The following is a 19,111-nucleotide window of genomic DNA, read 5'->3' as shown; positions in this document are numbered from 1 at the left end:
TTCATGTTAGACGCCGTGCGAATTCTCGTAGCATTTGCGTAGCCGTCGGCCCGTACTGGGTTCCTCGGCGACGACGCATACGCGGCAGTACGGGGGAGAAGAAGATGGGGCGCATCTCGGACGTCATCGGTGCGCGGGACCCCGGTCGGGCTCGGCTCGTATCCGCCGTCTCCGTGGTCACGGGCGTGCTCGCCAGCGCCCTCTTCGCCTCGTCCGTCATCCGCGTCCTCCACGCGGATGGGGCGTTCCTCGTCATGGGCGTCTTCCTCTCGATGCTGGCGGGCAACGTCGTCAAGGGGCCCAGCCCGGCGAGCCGCTCGGTCACGGCCGCTCTGCTTCCGCCGGTCATCGTCGCCACCGTCCTGGTCGCGTCGTCTCTTTCGGCATGGCGCCCCGCCATGATCGGGGTCTTCGTCCTGCTCGCCGGGATATCGATGTGGTTGCGGCGATTCGGCCCGCGGGCCACCGCCATCGGCACCATCGCTTTCTTCACCTTCTTCTTCACCCTGTTCATGCACCCCACGGCGGCAGAGCTGCCCGTGTACTGCCTGATCGCGGCGGGTGCGGCCACCACGCAGCTCCTCGTGCGCCTGTTCCTGATGCTCCGCCGTCCCCGCCGTCAGCTCGAGGTGCTGCTCGCCGAGCTGCGAGTGGCCTCCGCGGCGGCGCTCCACGCCGCGACCCGCCCCGAGCATCGGCGCACGGTGCGCCGGCGCTTGGCTCGCCTGGATGCCGTCGGCCAGGCGATCACGACCTGGCAGCACGACTATCCCACCGCCCGCTACACGGATGTCTCCGAGCGGGATCTGGGTGAGCTCGCTCTGGATGCCCGGGCCTATGTCGAGGAGGTGTGCGACGAACTGGTCCGCGGGGGATCGGCCCCGCCGACGCTCCCGTCCCTGCTCGCTGTGCTCGATCCGCACGCTGCACCCGGCCGGGTAGCCGCTGCCGGTGCATGGGCGGAGCGCGCGGAGAACGGCGGCGACCTGATCGCCCAGAGCACCCGGGCGCATTTCCGGCTGCGTGCGATCGAGGTCTCCGGCGACCGCCAGTCCGCGATCGAGCCGCAGCCCGAACGGGCGCCCGTGAGCACCGCGAACGCCGAGCCGTCCGCGAGTTGGAGGGCATGGCGGCAGTGGGCACCGACCACGCGGTTGGCGGTGCAGGCCTCGATCGCGGCACTGATCGCGACCGGCGTCGGCGAAGCCATCTCGGCATCCCGGTGGTACTGGGCCGTGCTGACCGCATTCCTCGTCTTCATGACCGCCACCACGCGTAGCAACATCCTCACCCGGGCCTATCGTCGGATCATCGGAACGGTGCTCGGCATCGCCGTCGGTGCGCTGCTCGCCTACCTGGCGCACGGCAACAGCATCGGCATCATCGCGATCTGCGCCATCGCCATTTTCGGGATGCTGTATTTCGGCCCGCTCAACTACGCGTACTCGTCATTCTTCGTGACCGTGATGCTCATCGCCCTGTTCGACATGCTCGGGGTTCTGAACCGTTCCCTTATCGAGCTGCGCATCGAGGAGACCGTCGTCGGCGCGGTGATCGGCGTGCTGTGCGCCTACCTGATCCTGTCGTCGAGCTCGAAGCCCGCGCTGCTGACGAAGATCGGTGCCTACTTCGACGCCCTCGACGACCTCCTGCGCGCCGGCGACGACACGATCGCCGCGCGTGCGTCCAACGGGGGCCGGCTCGCATCGGTGCGTGCGCTCGACGCGGCGCAGGCCGGCCTCGATCAGACCGTGGCGGCGATGTCGACGGCATTCCTCGTGGGCCGCAGGCAGGCTGTCGAGGAATCGGCGCTCCACCTCATGCACTTCACGACGCTATCGGCCACGCGCTTCTCCCAGCTCGTGCGCGAGGGGAAGCCCGGACCCGTGGCCGACGCGTCGGCGGTGCGGGAAGCGATCACTGCGGCGCGCGCCGCGGCGGAGCGGACGCGCGCCCGCCTGGAGCGCGGTCGCGATGACGCAGAAACGGTTCCCGCGGCAGTCGAAGAGCGCCGTGACGATCGTCGCGACGGATCTCCCGCGATCATGGCGCTCACCCGCATCGAGTGGGCGATGACGCGCATGAGGGCGATCGTCGACGACGGAGGGTCTGCCGCGCGCGAGAGACGCTGACGGCGGTGGGACGGGCATGTTAGACACCGTGTGAATTCTCGTAGCATGCCGGAAACATTGTTGTAGAACAATCGGCCTCAGCATGTTCTACACTCGGTGTCATCCGACACCCAACAGAGACGATGGGATCACCTCCAATGTCAGAGCAGACACAGACTGACGCGCAGCTCGCCGCAGTCAAGAAGCGCGTAGGCCGCAGCGCCGTCATCGGCGCGATCTTCCTGATGGCCACCAGCGCCATCGGTCCCGGCTTCATCACCCAGACCGCGACGTTCACCGCGACCATGGGGGCATCCTTCGCCTTCGCGATCCTCGTGTCGATCATCATCGACATCGCCGTGCAGCTGAACATCTGGCGCATGATCACCTCGTCCGGCAAGCGCGCCGGCGAGCTCGCCAACTCGGCGATCCCCTACTCGGGACACGTCATCGCCATCCTCGTCGTCATCGGCGGCCTCGCCTTCAACATCGGCAACATCGCCGGTGGCGGCCTGGGCCTGAACGCCCTGCTCGGCGTCGACCCGAAGATCGGCGGCCTGCTGACCGGTGCGCTCGCGATCATCATCTTCCTCATCAAGAAGGCCGGGAAGGTCATGGACATCGTCCTGGTCATCCTCGGCATCGGCATGATCGCGATGACCGTGATCGTCGCGATCATCGCCCAGCCCCCGGTCGGCGACGCCCTGCGCCAGACGTTCGTCCCCGATGAGCTGAACTTCGCCACCATCACCACGATCGTCGGCGGCACGGTCGGCGGATACATCACCTACTCGGGCGCCCACCGCTACCTCGACTCCGGCCAGGTCGGCCCGAAGCACGCCCCCGGTGTCATGCGCGCAGCCCTCAACGGCATCCTCATCATCGGCGTCATGCGCTACGTGCTCTTCCTCGCGATCCTCGGCGTCGTGGCATCCGGCGTCGCGCTCGACCTCTCGAGCCAGGCTGCGAACCCGGCCGGTCAGGCCTTCGGAGTGGTCCTCGGCGACGCAGGCCTGCGCATCTTCGGTGCGATCTTCTGGGCCGCGGCGCTCAGCTCCGTCATCGGCGCGGCGTACACCTCCGCGACGTTCCTGTCGACGTTCAACAAGAAGATGCTCGGCGGCTGGCCGCTGCAGATCGGCACCGTCGCGTTCATCGTCGTCTCGTTGATCGTCTACCTGCTCATCGGCACCGCACCCGCGGCGATCCTCGTCTTCGTCGGTGGCTTCAACGGCCTCATCCTGCCGATCGGTCTCACGGTGTTCATGTACATCGGCTGGTTCCGCCGCGACTTGCTCGGCGCCCGCAAGTACCCGATGTGGCTGCTCATCGCCGGCACCCTCGTGACTCTGCTCACCTGGTACATGGGCATCGTCTCGGTCGGCCCGATCTTCGCCTTCCTCGGAATCGGAGCATAAGCATGGCCGTCATCGACCTGAACTCCGACCTCGGCGAGAACGTGCCCGACCGCATCGTCAGCGACGATGCCAGCATGCTCGAGATCGTCACCAGCGCCAACGTGTCGTGCGGATTCCACGCGGGAAGCCCCGAGGGCATCCGCGAGACGCTCGCCGCGGCCGTCGCCGGCGGTGTCGTCATCGGCGCGCACCCCGGCTACCGCGACTACGAGAACTTCGGTCGCACGAAGGTGGACATCGACTCGGCCACCCTGCAGGCGCACGTCGAGTACCAGCTCGGCGCGCTGATCGGCCTCACCTCGGCCGTCGGCGGTGCGGTGTCGTACGTCAAGCCGCACGGCGCGCTGTACAACACCATCGCCCGCGACGAGCGGCAGTCGAAGGACGTCGTCGCCGCCATCAAGGCCATCGACCCGAACCTCGTGCTGCTCGGCCTCGCCGGCGGCGTCGTGCTCGACGTCGCCGAGCGCGCCGGTCTCGAGACCGCCGCCGAGGCGTTCGCCGACCGCGCCTACCAGCCGGACGGACAGCTCGTCTCGCGCGCCGAGGCGGGCGCCGTCCTGCACGACGCCGACGCGGTCGCCGAGCGCATGGTGCGCCTGGCGTCCGAGGGCGTCATCCGTGCGATCGACGGCACCGACGTGCGCGTCGACGCCCAGTCGATCTGCGTGCACGGCGACAGCCCCGGATCCATCGCGATGGCCGCCGCCACGAAGAGGATGCTCGAGGCCGAGGGAATCCGCATCGCCCCCTTCGCCGGACCCGGAGCAGGAGCCTGACATGACCGTGCTCGCCACCCCCGCCCAGCTCGCCGCGGCCCGCGCAGCGCGCGCCGCCTACCGTGCCGGCGAATCCGCACCGACCAGCGGGGTGGCGACCGGTCTCACCCAGGCCAACCTCATCGCCGTCCCCGCCGACTGGGCCTTCGAGACGCTGCTGTACACGCAGCGCAACCAGAAGGCCTGCCCCGTCATCGACGTCATCGAGCAGGGCGCCGTCGAGTCGGCGCTCGCCCCCGGCAGCGACATCCGCACCGACATCGGCAGCTACCGGATCTGGCGCGACGGCGTGCTCGCCGAGGAGACCACGGACGCCCGCGCCGCGTGGGCGGAGCACCCGGATCTCGTCGCCTTCCTCATCGGATGCAGCTTCACGTTCGAGACCGGCCTCACCGAGGCCGGCATCCCGATCCGCCACCAGGAGCTCGGCCGCAACGTGCCGATGTACCGCACGAACATCGAGTGCACGCCTGCCGGACGCCTCCGAGGCGAGATGGTCGTCTCCATGCGTCCGATCCCTGCGCGGCAGGTGGCGGATGCCGTGCAGATCACCGGCCGCACCCCCGCGGTGCACGGCGCTCCCGTGCACGTCGGCGACCCCGCATCGCTCGGCATCGTCGACCTGTCGAACCCCGATTTCGGCGACGCCCCCGTGGTCCGCGACGGCGAAGTGCCCGTGTTCTGGGCCTGCGGCGTCACCCCGCAGGCGGCGATCATGGCCTCCCAGCCACCGTTCGCCGTCACCCACTCGCCCGGGTACATGTTCATCACCGACGTGCCGGATGCGGAGTACATCGTCTGATGCGCATCCTCACAGCATCCGACCGCGCCCTCCTCGTCGAAGCCGCCGACCTCGACGAGGCGATGCGCTTCCACCTCGCCTGGGACAGCGTGCCCGGCATCATCGAGCGCATCCCCGGCGCACGCACCGTGCTCGTTCGCTTCGACCCCGTGCGCACCTCGGCCGCGGCGCTCGCCGCAGCCCTCGAGGCGATCGAGGTCGACGGCGAGCACGAGCAGACGGCGGGCGAGGTCGTCGTGCCCGTGCACTACGACGGGGAGGACCTCGACGAGGCCGCGGGCCTGCTCGGCGTCTCCGCCGAGGAGCTCGTCTCCCGCCACCTGTCGGCGAACTGGCGGGTCGCGTTCTCGGGCTTCGCGCCCGGATTCGGCTACATCGTCGGCGACGACCCCCTGTTCGAGGTGCCCCGGCGCTCCTCGCCGCGCACCCGGGTGCCGGCCGGGTCCGTCGCCCTCGCCGGCGCCTTCACGGGCGTCTACCCGCGCGAGAGCCCCGGCGGCTGGCAGCTCATCGGCCGCACGGATGCCGTCATGTGGGACATCGACCGCGACCCGCCGGCGCTGCTCGCACCGGGGACCGTCGTGCGGTTCGAGCGGGCCGTGCGCGGCTCGTCTTCGCACCCGGTGGCGAGCGAGACGAAACGGCGTGAGCGCATCGAAGGCGCCTCCGCCGTCGAGGTCGTCCGCCCGTCCCTCCAGCTCCTCATTCAGGACACCGGCCGCCCCGGCCACGCCGCCCTCGGCGTCTCGGCATCCGGCGTCGCCGACCGCACCGCCATGCGCGACGCGAACCGCGCGGTCGGCAACGACCCCGCCGCGGCCGTGCTCGAGAGTGTGGGGGCCGTGACGCTGCGCTGCCATGGAGACGGCGTCGCCGCGGTCACCGGAGCGGTCGGCGAGATCACGGTGACGGATGCCGCGGGCCTGGGCCGCAGCATCCCGCACGGCATCCCGTTCGCCACCGTCGACGGCGACGAGATCTCGCTCGCGCACCCGACCCGCGGCATGCGCTACGTCCTCGCCGTCCGCGGGGGAGTGGATGCGGCATCCGCTCTGGGCAGTGCCGCCAGCGATACGCTCGCCGGCCTCGGACCCGCACCGCTCGTCGCCGGAGACATCATCGCGATCGGCGATCGCGCCCGTGGCGCCGTCGACCCGGTTGCGGCGGAGCGGGACCTCCCGGCATCCGGCGACCTCGTCGACCTGACGATCACCCTCGGCCCGCGCGACGACTGGTTCACGCCCGCCGCCATCGAGACGCTGATCACGCAGGAATGGCTGGTCACGCCGCGTTCCGACCGGGTCGGCATCCGCATCCAGGGCGAGGTCGCGCTCGAGCGCGCCCGCAACGGCGAACTGCCCAGCGAGGGCGCCGTGACCGGCGCCATCCAGGTGCCCGCCGACGGACAGCCCGTGCTGTTCCTGCCCGACCACCCGCTCACCGGCGGCTACCCCATCATCGGTGCGCTCACCGACCGCAGCCTGGACCTCGCCGCCCAGCTGCCACCGGGCGCCCGCATCCGTTTCCGCATCGAAGAAGGTCTGTCATGAAGAAGGTTCTGATCGCCAACCGCGGCGAGATCGCGGTCCGCGTGATCCGCGCATGCGCCGAGGCGGGCTACGGCTCGGTCGCCGTGTACGCCGACCAGGATTCCGAGGCCATGCACGTGCGCCTCGCCGACGAGGCCGTGGGGCTGGGCGGGGCGACCGCCGCCGACACGTACCTGTCGATCGACGCGCTGCTGGATGCGGCTCGCCGCTCCGGCGCGGACGCCGTGCACCCCGGATACGGATTCCTCTCCGAGAGTGCCGCATTCGCGCGCGCCGTCGAGGACGCAGGCCTCACCTGGATCGGCCCGACGCCGGCGAGCATCGACGCCCTGGGCGACAAGATGACCGCTCGCCGCATCGCCCAGAAGGTCTCCGCGCCTCTCGCCGCCGGCACCGATGAGCCGCTGGCCGGCCCCGCCGAGGCCGTCGCATTCGCCGAGCAGCACGGCCTGCCCATCGCGATCAAGGCCGCGTTCGGCGGCGGAGGACGCGGGCTCAAGGTCGTGCGCGAGCTCGACGAGGTGGCCGAGGCGTTCGACGCCGCCACTCGCGAGGCCGTCGTCGCCTTCGGACGCGGGGAGTGCTTCGTGGAGCGGTTCCTGGAGAGCCCCCGCCACATCGAGGTGCAGGTCCTCGGCGACGGCACGGGCACCGTGGTCGTCGTCGGCGACCGGGACTGCTCGATGCAGCGCCGCAACCAGAAGCTCATCGAAGAGGCGCCGGCGCCCGGGCTCACCGAGGCGCAGCGCGCCGAGATCCACGACGCCGCCCGCCGGGTGTGCGGCGAGGTGTCGTACCGGGGCGCGGGAACCGTCGAGTTCCTGCTCGCCGCCGACGGCACGATCTCGTTCCTCGAGGTGAACACGCGCCTGCAGGTCGAGCATCCGGTCACCGAGCTCGTCACCGGCGTCGACCTCGTGCGCGAGCAGTTCCGCATCGCGAACGGCGAGGGCATCTCGTTCTCCGCGACTCCTGAGCCCGCCGGTCACGCGTTCGAGTTCCGCATCAACGCCGAGGACCCGGGCCGCGGCTTCCTGCCCAGCCCCGCCGTCGTCACCGTGCTGCGGGTTCCCGGCGGCCCCGGTGTGCGCTGGGACAGCGGCATCGAGGCGGGAGACGCCGTACAGCCCGCGTTCGACTCGATGATCGCGAAGCTCATCGTGCACGCGGACTCCCGCGACGCCGCGCTCGTGCGCGCCCGCCGTGCGCTGCGCGAGCTCTCGGTGGAAGGACCCGCGACCGTCATCGGCTTCGACCGCCTCGCGATCGACCAGCCCGAGTTCGCCACCGACGGCTTCGCCGTGCACACGCAGTGGATCGAATCGGCCCTGCTGCCGCGGCTCGAGCCGCAGCTGCGCCCCGCACCCGTGGAGGACACCGGCCTGCAGCGCTTCGGCGTCGAGATCGACGGCCGCCGCGTGGTGCTCGGGGTTCCGGCCGCGCTGCTGCGCGGATTCGCCGCGGGTGCTCCTGCCGGTGAAGCGCCTGCCGCGGCCGACCCCGCCGAGCTGCGCACGCCCGCGCCCGGCAGCCTCGTGCGCTGGACGGTCGACGACGGAGCATCCGTCGCCGAGGGCGATACGGTCGCCGTGCTCGACGCGATGAAGATGGAGACCCCGGTCGCCGCCCACCGCGCCGGTGTGCTGAGCCAGTCGGCCGCCGTCGGCGACATGGTCGCCGCGGACGCCGTGATCGGCCGCATCGGCTGAGGCAGGACCGGCGGATGGCCGCCTCAGAGCAGTCGTCGCGCGGTCGCCCAGGCGGTCAGCTCGTGCCGTGACGACAGCTGCAGTTTGCGCAGCACCGCGGATACGTGGGTTTCGACGGTCTTGACCGAGATGAACAGCTCTGTCGCGACCTCCTTGTAGGCGTATCCGCGGGCGATGAGGCGCATGACCTCCTGCTCGCGGCTCGATAGACGGTCGAGTTCGTCGTCTGCGACAGCGGTCTCACCGGACGCCGCGCCGAACGCGTCGATGACGAATCCGGCCAGCCTCGGTGAGAACACCGCGTCTCCCGCGGCGACGAGGGCAGCGGCGTCGGACACCTCGCGGCCGGACGCGCCCTTGGTGATGTAGCCGCGGGCACCGGCACGGATGACGCCGACGACATCCTCCGCGGCGTCGGAAACGCTCAGAGCGAGGAACCGGGTCGAGGGCGCATCGGGTCCGGCACGTCGGATCACCTCTTCGCCTCCGGTGCGTCCGGCGGGGCCGCCGGGCAGGTGCACGTCGAGCAGCACGACGTCAGGCTGCGTCCGCGTGATGGTCTCGATGGCGCTCGGCACGTCGTCGGCCTCGCCGAGCACGGTCAGGGCGGGGTCGAGGTCGGCGCGCAGCCCGGATCGGAAGATGGAGTGGTCATCGATGATGACGATGGTCAGCTCAGGCACGGGCACCTGCCTGAGCGTAACGGATGCGCACCTGCCTGCCGGTGCCGCCGGGGCCCGGGCCGACGGCCGCTGATCCGCCGGCTCGCTGCATCCGCCCGATGATCGATTCGCGCACGCCGAGACGGTCGGATGGCACGGCGGCGAGGTCGAATCCCGCACCGCGGTCGCGGATGAAGACCTCCACCGTCCCGGGGGAGCCCTCGATGTAGACGGACAGCTCGCCGCCGGCGTGACGGGCGGCGTTCAGCATGGCTTCGCGGGCGGCGGCCGCCACCTCGCCGCTTGCGCGCTCGGAGATCGTTCCGGCCGAGACGACGGTGACGGCGGTCTCGAAGTCGAGCTCGAGCGCGTTGGCGAAGTCGCGCAGGTCGGTGGCGAGGTCGCTGTCGGCGACGTCGTCTCCTTCGTACAGCCAGGAGCGCAGTTCGCGCTCCTGTGCGCGGGCGATGCGGCCGACTTCGCTCGATGCGCCTGCCCGGTTCTGGATGAGCGCGAGGGTCTGCAGCACGGAGTCGTGCAGGTGCGCGGCCATGCGGGCGCGCTGCTCTTCGCGGATGCTGTGCACCCGGGCATCCTGCAATTCACGGAAGCGCGCCATCCAGGTGGCGGACCAGACCAGCCCCGTGCCGATGGCGGTGAGGAGGACGATTCCGAGCGCCGCGCCCCAGACGGATGTGCGTGCCTCTTGCGGAACGACGAGAACGACGAGTGCCGCGATCGCGGTGAGCACGGCGGTCGCGACACCGCGGACGATGAGGTCCTGCTGCGGTCCGCGGGCCGGGTCGCTTCGATCGAGGATACCGGACCAGACGCCGGCCGCGGAGGCGAGCACGACGGGCAGGACGAAGGGCGTCAGCGCCATCGGAGCACGAAGCCCCGCGGATGCTGCGGCTGAGACCTCGACGCCGATGACGAGCAGTGCGGCCATGGCGGATGCGAGCAGGATCCATGCGACCGGAGCCCGCCTCGTGACGTGTTCCGTGCCGTCGCGGAGAGGGGTGAACGCCCAGATCCACAGGTACAGCAGCGCCCCGGATCCGAACACCGCGGTGCCGGCGACGAACATGACCCGCACGGCTGAGACCCGCCACCTGTGCTGCGCGGCGATGCCCTCGGCGACGCCGGCGACCGTGCTCGAGCGTGTGCGCTCGAGGCGCGGCATCCCGAGCTGTGAGGTGGTCATGTCCTCTATGTAACCACCGGCATGCGTCCCTCATCGTCGAAGCCAGGGTTCGATCAGGGGGATCCCCCATGGCGACGGATGAGCGGATGCCGGGAGGATCGAAGCATGGAAAAAACGTTGACCTCGGATGCCCCGCCGCCGAGCCCTCCGGACACCGGATTCTTCGCCTGGGTGCGTTCACTCGGCTTCGTGCGCACGGAGGGCTGGATCGCCGGCGTCTGCTCGGCCGTCGCCCGGCGCACCGGTACGGATACGATCATCATCCGCGGCATCTTCGTGGTGGCGGCTGTACTGGGCTTCCCGATCGCCTGGGTGTACGCGATCGCCTGGGCGCTGATGCCTGATGGTGAGGGACGCATCATCGCCCGGTTGCGGCACGGCTCGGCGCCGGGGGCGCTCGGCGTCGTGATCACCGCCGGGTTCGCGCTGATCGCGGGCTGGGCGGGCGCATCGGTGTTCGGCGCTGTCGTGGCCGCTTCACGGCCGGAGGAGATCGGCTGGAACGCGGGCGCCCTCGGCGCCTGGCTCGTCGTGATCGCGGCGGTCGTGATCGGGGTCGCGTGGCTGCGCCGTCGCCCATCACCCGCCCGTCCTCACGGCGCCGGCCGTGAGCGGCTCAGCGCGGGTGGACGCTTCGGGGTCGTCGCGCTGAGCATCGGGCTCGGCATCCTCCTGCTGATCCTGTTCGGGATTCTTGCCCCCGCCATCTTCGGGTACGACGCGGGAGGCGCCGGGTCGGCGCTGGCCATGCTCGTCCTCCTGGCCGCCGCATTCGGCGCGGTGCAGCTCGTGCGCACCGTCGTGCGGCGTCGCCGGCATCCAGCCCCGTCATTCGCCCCGGTGTCCGCGCTGTCCGTGCGCAACATCGACGGCATCGCCGGCGAATTGGATGCTGGAGAGCCGGGTTCCGAGGCTCGGACCGAGGGTGCAGCATCCGCCGACGATCCGGAAATCGCGACCGACTCCGACTACGACGCCTGGCGCCGCGGTCAGGACGAGTGGCGCACCGGGAGCGACGAGTGGCGTCGCGAGCAGGCCGACGCGCAGCGCATCGTCCGCGAGCAGCAACAGGCCGAAGCGCGCGCATTCGCGCAGGAGGTCGCGCGTCGACGGGCAGAACGCCGGGCCGCACGGCCGCGGATCCCGTTCGCGTTCGGCGCGGTCGTGATCGGCCTCGCGATGCTCATGGCCGCGGCTGCAGGGCTCTTCGCGCTGCAGGATGAGGGGTGGGGCACCGAAACATACCGGGCGCTCGGCGCCTTCAGCGGCGCGCTGTTCGCCTTCGCCCTGGTGTGCGCCATCGGCATGATCGTCGCGGGTTCCCTGCGCCGCCGCAGCGGATTCCTCGCCGCCGTCACCACGATCGCCCTGCTCATCGGAGGCGGGACGGCACTCGGAGCCAACGGTGCCCTCGGCGCCACGACACGGGGAACGATGGTCACCGCGGGCAACGAAGAAATCGTTCAGGCCTATGGGGCGCTGTACCTCGAACTGCCGTCCCTGGGAGACGATGACGCGAGCATCGACGTGCAGCGCCGCCGCGGATTCACGAAGATCACCGTGCACCCCGACGTCGCCGCCGAGCTGCGACTCGACGTCGATTCCGAAACCCTGGTCACCATCATGGGGACCGACGACGACGGCTGGTACGTCGAAACCGAGCGGTTCCCGGCGACCGACGGGGTGATCACCTGGTCGAACGGACAAGCAGATCCGGCTGCGCCGGTGCGCACGGTCGATCTCACCCAGATCGACGGCGGACACATCACCATCTACGTGATGGAGAGCGCAGACGACGGAACACCGGACGACGCAGCCGATGCCACGACGACCGATGAAGGAGACACGGAATGAACGACACCGACGAGATGGACCTCGCACCGGTCGAGCCGCCGCTGTTCCACCCGGCGCCCGGACAAGAGGTCGAGGGGCCGCGGATCCGGTGGGCGGCGATCATCTGGGGTGCTGTGTTCGCGGCGCTCGCCGCATGGGGGCTCTGGCACACGGCTGGGGCCGGACGCTTCGGGGCCCTGCAGGAGAACATCGTTTCGTTCCTCATGCTGGCGGACGCCGCGACCATCACGATCGGGGTGATCCTCACCATCGGAGCCGTGGTCCTGATCGTCGGTCTCGTCGGCATCGCCCGGCAGCTGCAGAAGCGGACGTCACCCGGCGATGTTGTCCCGCTCCCTCCTCGCGCATAACTCAGGAGATTTTCGCGGCACGGCCGGGGGCGGGCGCGGTTCTGCCGTGGATCCTCCCGTTTCTCCTGAGTTGTGCAAAGGAGAGCGCGAGCACTGGCTCCGGAATCGCGCACAGGGGCAGAAGAAGCACCGCAGCAACGCAGAAGGCCGGGCACCACGCAGGGGCCCGGCCTTCACGCCGACGTCGGAGGGTTACTCCGGGTCGCCGCCCATCTGGCCGACGGCGGGGATGGGGCCGCCGTCGTCCGCACCGGTCTTGCGGGCGCGGGCGATGGCGTTGCCCACGTGGTAGATGAGGATCGCGGCGACGGTGCCGAGCACGATCGCGCCGAGCTCGAAACCGCCCCAGTTCATGGTGTAGCCGCCGACGGCGAGCACGAACGACACGGCGACCGTGTACTGGTTGACGGGGCGCGAGAAGTCCACGCGGTTGTCGACCCAGATCTTGATGCCGATGACGCCGATGAGGCCGTACAGGGCGGTGGTGACGCCGCCGAGAACACCGGCGGGGATCGTGTTGAAGATGAAGCCGACCTTGGGCGAGAAGGCGAGCAGGATGGCTGCGGCGCCGGCGACCCAGTAGGCCGCCGTCGAGTAGACGCGGGTGGCGGCCATGACGCCGATGTTCTCGCCGTAGGTGGTGGTGGCCGATCCGCCGAAGCCGCCGGCGATCGCGGTGGCGACGCCGTCGGCGACGAGCGCGCGGCCGGTGTGCTTGTTGATCGACGGGTCGTTGGTCATGGTGGCGACGCCGCGCACGTGGCCGACATTCTCGGCGATGAGCACGAGCACGACGGGCAGGAACATGGGCACGTATGCCCACGCTGCCGGGTCGGTGAGGGCTGCGAGGTGGAAGTCGGGCAGGCCGATCCACGCGGCGTCCTCGATGCCCTCGAACTTCACCTGGTCGGTGAAGATCGCGACGATGTAGCCGACGATGACGCCGAGGAAGATGGAGATGCGCCCGAGGAATCCGCGGAACAGCACGCTGAACAGGATGACCGCGACGAGGGTCACGGAGGCGAGTTCGGGCTGGGCGTTGAAGTTGTTCCACGCGGCGGGGGCGAGGTTGAAGCCGATCAGCGCGACGATGGAGCCGGCGACGACGGGCGGCATGAACTTGTCGATCCAGCCGACGCCGACCGCCTCGACGATGAAGCCGATCGCGGCGAGCAGAACGCCGACGACGAAGATTCCGACGAGCGCCTGGGTGATCTGCTGCGGCGTCTCAAGGGCCTGACCCGCGTTGATCGCGGTGATCGGGGCGAGGAAGGCGAACGATGAACCCAGGTAGCTGGGCAGGCGGTTGCGGGTCAGCAGCAGGAACAGCAGGGTCCCGACGCCGGAGAACAGCAGGGTCGTCGAGACCGGGAAACCGGTGATGATCGGGACCAGGAAGGTGGCTCCGAACATCGCGACGATGTGCTGTGCGCCGATCGCGAAGGTGGCGGGCCAGTTCAGGCGTTCTTCGGGTTTGACGACCTGGCCGGGTGCGACGTTACGACCGTCGCCGTGGATCTTCCACGCGGGCATGCGGGTGCTCCTCATATTCGGGGTGGTGGGAGTGCTGAAAAAACACTACCGCCCCGGTGGGCATGCCCGAGTGCGGGCGGATGCTACGCGGTGAGCAGCTCGATCAGCTCGCGGTAGCGTGCGGCGGTGCGCTCGACGATCTCATCGGGCAGCACGGGCGGCTCGCCCTGCTTGTCCCAGTTCGCAGCGAGCCAGTTGCGGACGATCTGCTTGTCGAAGCTGGCCATGCGCTCATCGGGCGTCGTGCCCGTGCGCCAGGCCTCGGCTTCCCAATAGCGGGAGGAGTCGCTCGTGAGCACCTCGTCGGCCAGGCGCAGGGTGCCGGTGGCATCCGTGCCGAACTCGAACTTCGTGTCGGCGAGGATCACGCCCTTCGTCTCGGCGATCTCGGCGGCCTCGCCGTAGATGCGCAGCGAGACGTCGCGGAGCTCGGCGGCGCGGTCGGCGCCGACGAGTTCGACGGTCTGCTCGAAGGTGATGTTCTCGTCGTGCTCGCCCATGGGCGCCTTGTAGGCGGGGGTGAAGATCGGCTCGGTCAGGCGGTCGCCGTTCTGGAGCCCCGCGGGCAGCGGGATGCCGCAGACGGTGCCGTGCTCCTGATACTCGGTCCAGCCGGAACCGGTGATGTATCCGCGCACGACGCATTCGACGGGCAGCATGTCGAGCGACTGCGCGAGCATCGCGCGGTCGGCGACGGCCTCCGGGATCTCGCCGTCGGCGAGGTGGTTGGGGAAGTCGATCTGGTCGAACCACCAGCGGCTCAGCGTCGTCAGCAGCGCGCCCTTGGCGGGGATGCCGGGGGAGAGCACGAAGTCGAAGGCGCTCACCCGGTCGGATGCCACGACGAGGATGCGCGCGTCGGCGGCGTCTTCCGGGGCATACAGGTCGCGGACCTTGCCGGAGTAGACATGACGCCAGCCGGGGATGCTCTTCGCTTCGCTCACGTGAACATTATTGCGTGCCGGAGGGGGCGCTCGGACCGCGCTCCCTCCGGCATCCGCCCACCATGGGCTCAGTCGTTCAGATGGGCGATGGCGTAGTCGGCCTCGGATGCGGTGAACTTCTCGCCGAATTCGCTGGTGAGCTGGTCGCGGATCGCGTCCGGCGACATCGACATGAGGTTCTGGTAGTCCTTGGCCTTCGCGAGGGCATTGGCGTTCCAATCGGCGTCGATCGTGTCGATCGCGTACTGCCCGGCCTCTGCGGAGAACTTCTCGCCGTACTGGCTCGTGAGCTGGTCGTAGATGGCGGCCTTGCTCATGTTCATGAGGTCGGAGTACTGCTCGGCCTTGGTGAGCGCGTTGGCGTATTCGACGGGGACGGCGGGCTCGGCGGGCTCCTCCTGCTTCTCCTCGACCGGTGCGGCGGGCTCCTCCTCCGGCTCCTCGGCGACGGGTTCGGCGACGGTCTCGACGACGGCCGGCTCGTCGGCATCCGGTGCGGCGCTCGTGCCGGAGGAGCCGGTGACGATGCTCATCACGAGCCCGAGCGCGACGACCGCTCCGGTGACGATCCACGCGGTCTTCCGCTGCTGCTCGTAGCCGGCGAGGCGCTGTCCGCGGGAGTCGCGGGTCGCGCCGGTGAGCACGAGCACGAGGTCGACGAGCACCCAGATGCCGAGGCCGCCGAGGGTGATGAGTTTGAGGATGCCGGTGCCGATCTTGCCGAGGTAGAACCGGTCGACGGCGAAGAAGCCGAGGAGCATGGCGAACACCCAGGTGAGGATGAAGGACTTGTCGCCGGTGGTGAGCGGGGCGGATGCGGATGCCGGAACCGGCGGCGTCATGGCGGGCGGGGCGATCCCTGCCGGGGCTGCGGGCGGTGCGGGGGTGGAGTTGTCGAATGTCATGCTCTGAGTGTCTCGGTGCAGGATGCCGGGGCGGATCGGCCGGTCGGGCACAGTGTCCTCCGCCGATCGGCGGAGGCAGCCGCGGACGACCGGCCGACGCGCCGTGTCGGTGGTGCACCGTACTGTCGAACCATGACGAACACGACCAGCATCCGCCGTCGGATCACCCGGCGCGGGTGGTCCGTGCTGCTCGTGGTGCTCGGTTCGCTGTTCGATTTGTGCGCGGTCGTCAATGTGCCCGGCGGAGCCGCGCTGCCGGGCCAGCCCGGAGGGGAGGCCACGATCACCGGTTTCGGCGCGGTGCTCGGGCTTCTCGCGTTCGTGGCGTGGATGAGTGTGCCCTGGCGGCGCAGGCATCCGCTCGTGGTCCTCATCGCCGGGGGAGTGATCGCGCTCATCGGCATCTCCTATCTGCTGCTGCTGGTCGGGGCGGTGAGCACGATCCGTTGGCATCCCGACCGCCTGCGGCCGGTGTCCGCGGGCGTGATCGCTGTGGTCGCGATCTTCGTGATCCGCGAGACGGTGACGCCGTGGTGGGGCGCGGCCCTGCCCTGGTTCGCCTCCATGTCGACCGATCGGTCGGGCATCGGCTGGGCGATCGCATCCGTCGTCCTCGCGGTGGCGTCGCTGACCGTCGCCGGCGCGGTCGTGCTCTCGTCCCGTGCGCAGGCGCGCGCAGCGCTCAGCCGGGGGATCGCGGATGCGGAGCGCGAGCGGGCCGATGTGCTCGGCGAGGAGATGGTGCGTCAGGCCGAGCGCGAGCGCATCGCCCGCGACATGCACGACGCACTCGCTCATCGACTCTCGGTCGTGTCGCTGCATGCCGGCGCGCTGGAGATGGTGGCGGGTGACGATGCGGGAGGGATGGCCCGCACCGTGCGGGAGCAGGCGCATGCGGCGCTCGACGACATGCGCGGGCTCATCGGAGACCTGCGCACCGGCCCCGGGCAGGCGTCGCCGTCGACGATGCGGGCGATCGGCCCGTTGCTCGCCGAGACGCGGGCTGCGGGCGCGGTGATCGCCTCGTATGTGCTGATCGAGTCGCCCGAGCGGGCCGGCGCGCAGTTCGACAGCGCGGTTCACCGGATCGTTCAGGAGTCGCTGACCAATGCGCTGAAGCATGCGGCATCCGCTCCGATCGACGTGCACGTGCAGGTCGATCCCTCCGGCGGCGCGCGCATCCGTGTCGTCAATCCGCTGGTCGACGGGGGGAGGGCGGCCGCGCCGGTGGTGCCCGGTGGCGGCCACGGCGTGCTCGGCATCCGTGAGCGGGCGGCGGCACTCGGGGGCACCGCCTGGATCGGCCCCTACGAGGGGTCCTTCATCGTCGACGTGACGCTGCCCTGGCAGGAGCGTGTCGCAGGCTCCTCGTCCGGGGCGAACTGAGCGATGCCTGTCGAGGCCCGCGTGGTAGTCTTGGCCCACTACATCCCCCACGCCTCTCGGAGAAGCGCACTTGGGGGATTTTTTCGTATCCGGAGTTTGGGAGCGCTGGCGCGATGAACCGACCGGAGCGCGTGCCTCGTCCGCGCGGAGTACGGCACTACGACAAGCCGGCGCTCGAGCCCACGGCGCTCCTGGACCGATTCGTCGCACGCGGCATGAGCATTGCGGATCGAGATCGTGCACTCCGTTACCTTCGGCACATCGGCTACTACCGGCTCTCGCCCTACGCGATTCCCTTCCAGCGCAGTCACTCGGATCAGCTGATGCGGGAAGGTACATCGTTCGACGATGTTCTCGACCTCTATGTATTCGATCGCGCGCTCCGATTACTGGTGATCGATGCTCTGGAACGGGTCGAAGTCGCCGTGCGAGCCGCTCTCACCGACCACATGGCGACGACATACGAGGATCCGCATTGGTACGCAGACGCCTCGCATTTCTCGGATGCTCGCCAGCATCACGGCCTGGTGAGGATTGTCCGAGCAACGTCGGAGAGTCGACTTCTCGCTGTTGCCGAGCCTGCTCGGACGGAGAATGCGGGCTCCGCGACCATCACCCACAGATCAGCGCTCGAGCACTATCTCACGACCTATGGGAGGCCCGAGCTGCCACCGTCGTGGGTGATGGTCGAGGGGCTCACGATTGGGCAGTTGGCCAGCGCCTACCGCAATCTCATGCGCCGCTCTGACCGGACGGCCGTGGCTGCGAGCCTCGGCGTGACTGGTCCGGTGCTCGAGTCATGGATGCAGACATATGTGCGGGTGCGCAACGTGTGCGCGCACCATGGCCGCCTATGGAACCTCGGGCTGGGGGTGTATCCGATGATTCCGACTTCGCGGAGCATCGCGTGGTTGCGCGCGTCGGATTCGCTCCCGGAACGTTCGCAAAAACGGCTGTATCCGGTGCTCGTCTCGTTGCAATCGATTCTGAGCACCGTGTCGCCGGGGAGCGGATGGGCTGTTCGTCTGCATGAGCTCATGGAGACGCGACCGCTCATGAACCTTGCCGGCATGGGGATGCCATCGGACTGGTCTCGCGACGAGTTCTGGCGCAGGCGCCTGGAGTGAAGTGGTCGACGTGACGTTGCTCTGGCAGGAGCGTGTCGCAGGCTCCCTCTAGGCTCAGGACGTGGACTCCTCTCTCGAACAGAACCAGCCGCCCGTGCGTGTGCTGATCGTCGATGACGAGCAGCTCGTCCGGTTCGCGCTGCGCGCCATCCTCACGTCGGATCCATCCATCGAGGTGATCGGTGAAGCATCCGATGGGGCGGCCGCCATCGAGCAGGTACGGATGCACCGTCCGGACGTCGTGCTCATGGATGTGAGCATGCCGGGGGTTGCGGGTCCGCAGGCCACCGAGGCGATCATCGCCCAGTCGTCGGCGAAGGTTCTGGCGATGACCGGCCTGCGGGCGGAGGAGCACATGCTGCAGATGCTCCGCGTCGGCGCGAGCGGGTACCTCCTCAAAGACGAGCCTCCGCAGCGGATCATCGAGGCGGTGCGGCGCACGGCCGCCGGTGAACCCGTGCTGTCGGCGGTCAACGCGGCACAGCTCGTCCGGCTCGTCGTCGCGGACGAGGGCGGTACCGAGCGCGGGGCGGCTCTCGCTCGGATCGAGGGTCTCACCGAGCGGGAGCGCGACGTCGCGCTCGGAGTGGCCGCTGGCGCGACGAACCAGGAGATCGGTGCGCGACTGCACATCGCTCCGGGAACGGTCAAGACGCATCTCGAGCAGGTCTTCGTCAAGCTCGGAGTGCGCGGGCGGCTGCAGGTCGGCATGCTGGTGGAGCGTGCGGGACTCGGGCCGGTCGATATCTGAGCCATCCGGATGAACGGGTATAGTCC

The 19,111-nt window shown here is 69.7% G+C and carries 16 protein-coding genes; 11 read left to right on the top strand and 5 right to left on the bottom strand.

Annotation, left to right across the window (positions count from 1 at the left end; genetic code table 11):
* Positions 1 to 104: 104 nt before the first annotated feature.
* The 6 genes from ACWAUG_RS04795 to ACWAUG_RS04770 all read left to right on the top strand — a co-directional run bounded on the left by ACWAUG_RS04795 (position 105) and on the right by ACWAUG_RS04770 (position 8,369).
* On the top strand, positions 105 to 2,132 hold the full coding sequence (locus ACWAUG_RS04795; RefSeq protein WP_460801623.1) for an FUSC family protein: 2,028 nt from the start codon (positions 105 to 107) through the stop codon (positions 2,130 to 2,132).
* A gap of 137 nt (positions 2,133 to 2,269) precedes the next feature.
* A complete protein-coding gene (locus ACWAUG_RS04790; protein ID WP_460801621.1) occupies positions 2,270 to 3,529 on the top strand; it encodes an NRAMP family divalent metal transporter in 1,260 nt (419 codons plus the stop codon).
* Positions 3,530 to 3,531: 2 nt separating this feature from the next.
* Entirely contained in the window at positions 3,532 to 4,308 is a 777-nt protein-coding gene (locus tag ACWAUG_RS04785) for a LamB/YcsF family protein (protein ID WP_460801620.1), read from the top strand.
* 1 nt (position 4,309) lies between these two features.
* Positions 4,310 to 5,110: a putative hydro-lyase gene (locus ACWAUG_RS04780; RefSeq protein WP_460801618.1), complete on the top strand. Its 801-nt coding sequence runs from the start codon at positions 4,310 to 4,312 to the stop codon at positions 5,108 to 5,110.
* Complete coding sequence (locus ACWAUG_RS04775) at positions 5,110 to 6,660, top strand: 5-oxoprolinase subunit B/C family protein (RefSeq protein ID WP_460801616.1); 1,551 nt, start codon at positions 5,110 to 5,112, stop codon at positions 6,658 to 6,660. The genes ACWAUG_RS04780 and ACWAUG_RS04775 overlap by 1 nt, the downstream gene beginning before the upstream one ends.
* The gene (locus ACWAUG_RS04770) at positions 6,657 to 8,369 is read left to right on the top strand and encodes an acetyl/propionyl/methylcrotonyl-CoA carboxylase subunit alpha (RefSeq protein ID WP_460801615.1); all 1,713 of its coding nucleotides are present in this window, start codon (positions 6,657 to 6,659) and stop codon (positions 8,367 to 8,369) included. The genes ACWAUG_RS04775 and ACWAUG_RS04770 overlap by 4 nt, the downstream gene beginning before the upstream one ends.
* A gap of 23 nt (positions 8,370 to 8,392) precedes the next feature.
* Here ACWAUG_RS04770 and ACWAUG_RS04765 read toward each other — a convergent pair whose 3' ends face one another.
* Both ACWAUG_RS04765 and ACWAUG_RS04760 read right to left on the bottom strand, forming a co-directional pair.
* The gene (locus tag ACWAUG_RS04765; RefSeq protein WP_460801613.1) at positions 8,393 to 9,058 is read right to left on the bottom strand and encodes a LuxR C-terminal-related transcriptional regulator; all 666 of its coding nucleotides are present in this window, start codon (positions 9,056 to 9,058) and stop codon (positions 8,393 to 8,395) included.
* Positions 9,045 to 10,235: an ATP-binding protein gene (locus ACWAUG_RS04760; protein ID WP_460801612.1), complete on the bottom strand. Its 1,191-nt coding sequence runs from the start codon at positions 10,233 to 10,235 to the stop codon at positions 9,045 to 9,047. Before ACWAUG_RS04760 ends, ACWAUG_RS04765 begins: the two co-directional genes overlap by 14 nt.
* Positions 10,236 to 10,340: 105 nt before the next feature.
* Here ACWAUG_RS04760 and ACWAUG_RS04755 point away from each other — a divergent pair, with 105 nt between their 5' ends.
* Positions 10,341 to 12,089: a PspC domain-containing protein gene (locus ACWAUG_RS04755; RefSeq protein WP_460801610.1), complete on the top strand. Its 1,749-nt coding sequence runs from the start codon at positions 10,341 to 10,343 to the stop codon at positions 12,087 to 12,089.
* On the top strand, positions 12,086 to 12,439 hold the full coding sequence (locus ACWAUG_RS04750; protein WP_460801608.1) for a hypothetical protein: 354 nt from the start codon (positions 12,086 to 12,088) through the stop codon (positions 12,437 to 12,439). Before ACWAUG_RS04755 ends, ACWAUG_RS04750 begins: the two co-directional genes overlap by 4 nt.
* A gap of 192 nt (positions 12,440 to 12,631) precedes the next feature.
* On the opposite strand, the gene ACWAUG_RS04745 is transcribed toward ACWAUG_RS04750, so the two are convergent.
* The 3 genes from ACWAUG_RS04745 to ACWAUG_RS04735 form a co-directional block, all read right to left on the bottom strand.
* Positions 12,632 to 13,972, bottom strand: a complete 1,341-nt coding sequence (locus tag ACWAUG_RS04745; RefSeq protein ID WP_298039240.1) for a uracil-xanthine permease family protein — start codon at positions 13,970 to 13,972, stop codon at positions 12,632 to 12,634.
* An 83-nt stretch (positions 13,973 to 14,055) separates the two neighbouring features.
* Positions 14,056 to 14,916 (bottom strand): phosphoribosylaminoimidazolesuccinocarboxamide synthase, encoded by an 861-nt coding sequence (locus ACWAUG_RS04740; protein WP_460801606.1) that lies wholly within the window; start codon positions 14,914 to 14,916, stop codon positions 14,056 to 14,058.
* Positions 14,917 to 14,984: 68 nt separating this feature from the next.
* The gene (locus ACWAUG_RS04735; protein WP_460801604.1) at positions 14,985 to 15,821 is read right to left on the bottom strand and encodes an Ltp family lipoprotein; all 837 of its coding nucleotides are present in this window, start codon (positions 15,819 to 15,821) and stop codon (positions 14,985 to 14,987) included.
* 132 nt (positions 15,822 to 15,953) lie between these two features.
* On the opposite strand from ACWAUG_RS04735, the gene ACWAUG_RS04730 reads away from it, so the two are divergent.
* The 3 genes from ACWAUG_RS04730 (at position 15,954) to ACWAUG_RS04720 (ending at position 19,085) form a co-directional block, all read left to right on the top strand.
* Positions 15,954 to 17,207 (top strand): sensor histidine kinase, encoded by a 1,254-nt coding sequence (locus ACWAUG_RS04730; RefSeq protein WP_460801603.1) that lies wholly within the window; start codon positions 15,954 to 15,956, stop codon positions 17,205 to 17,207.
* 131 nt (positions 17,208 to 17,338) lie between these two features.
* Positions 17,339 to 18,334: an Abi family protein gene (locus tag ACWAUG_RS04725; protein WP_460801602.1), complete on the top strand. Its 996-nt coding sequence runs from the start codon at positions 17,339 to 17,341 to the stop codon at positions 18,332 to 18,334.
* Between the two features lie 61 nt (positions 18,335 to 18,395).
* The gene (locus ACWAUG_RS04720) at positions 18,396 to 19,085 is read left to right on the top strand and encodes a response regulator (RefSeq protein WP_298039220.1); all 690 of its coding nucleotides are present in this window, start codon (positions 18,396 to 18,398) and stop codon (positions 19,083 to 19,085) included.
* Positions 19,086 to 19,111: the final 26 nt, after the last annotated feature.

The sequence above is a fragment of the Microbacterium sp. GXF6406 genome (genome assembly GCF_054798215.1).
The sequence above is the reverse complement of the archived record's forward strand: the minus strand, read 5'-3'. Positions and strand labels throughout refer to the sequence as shown.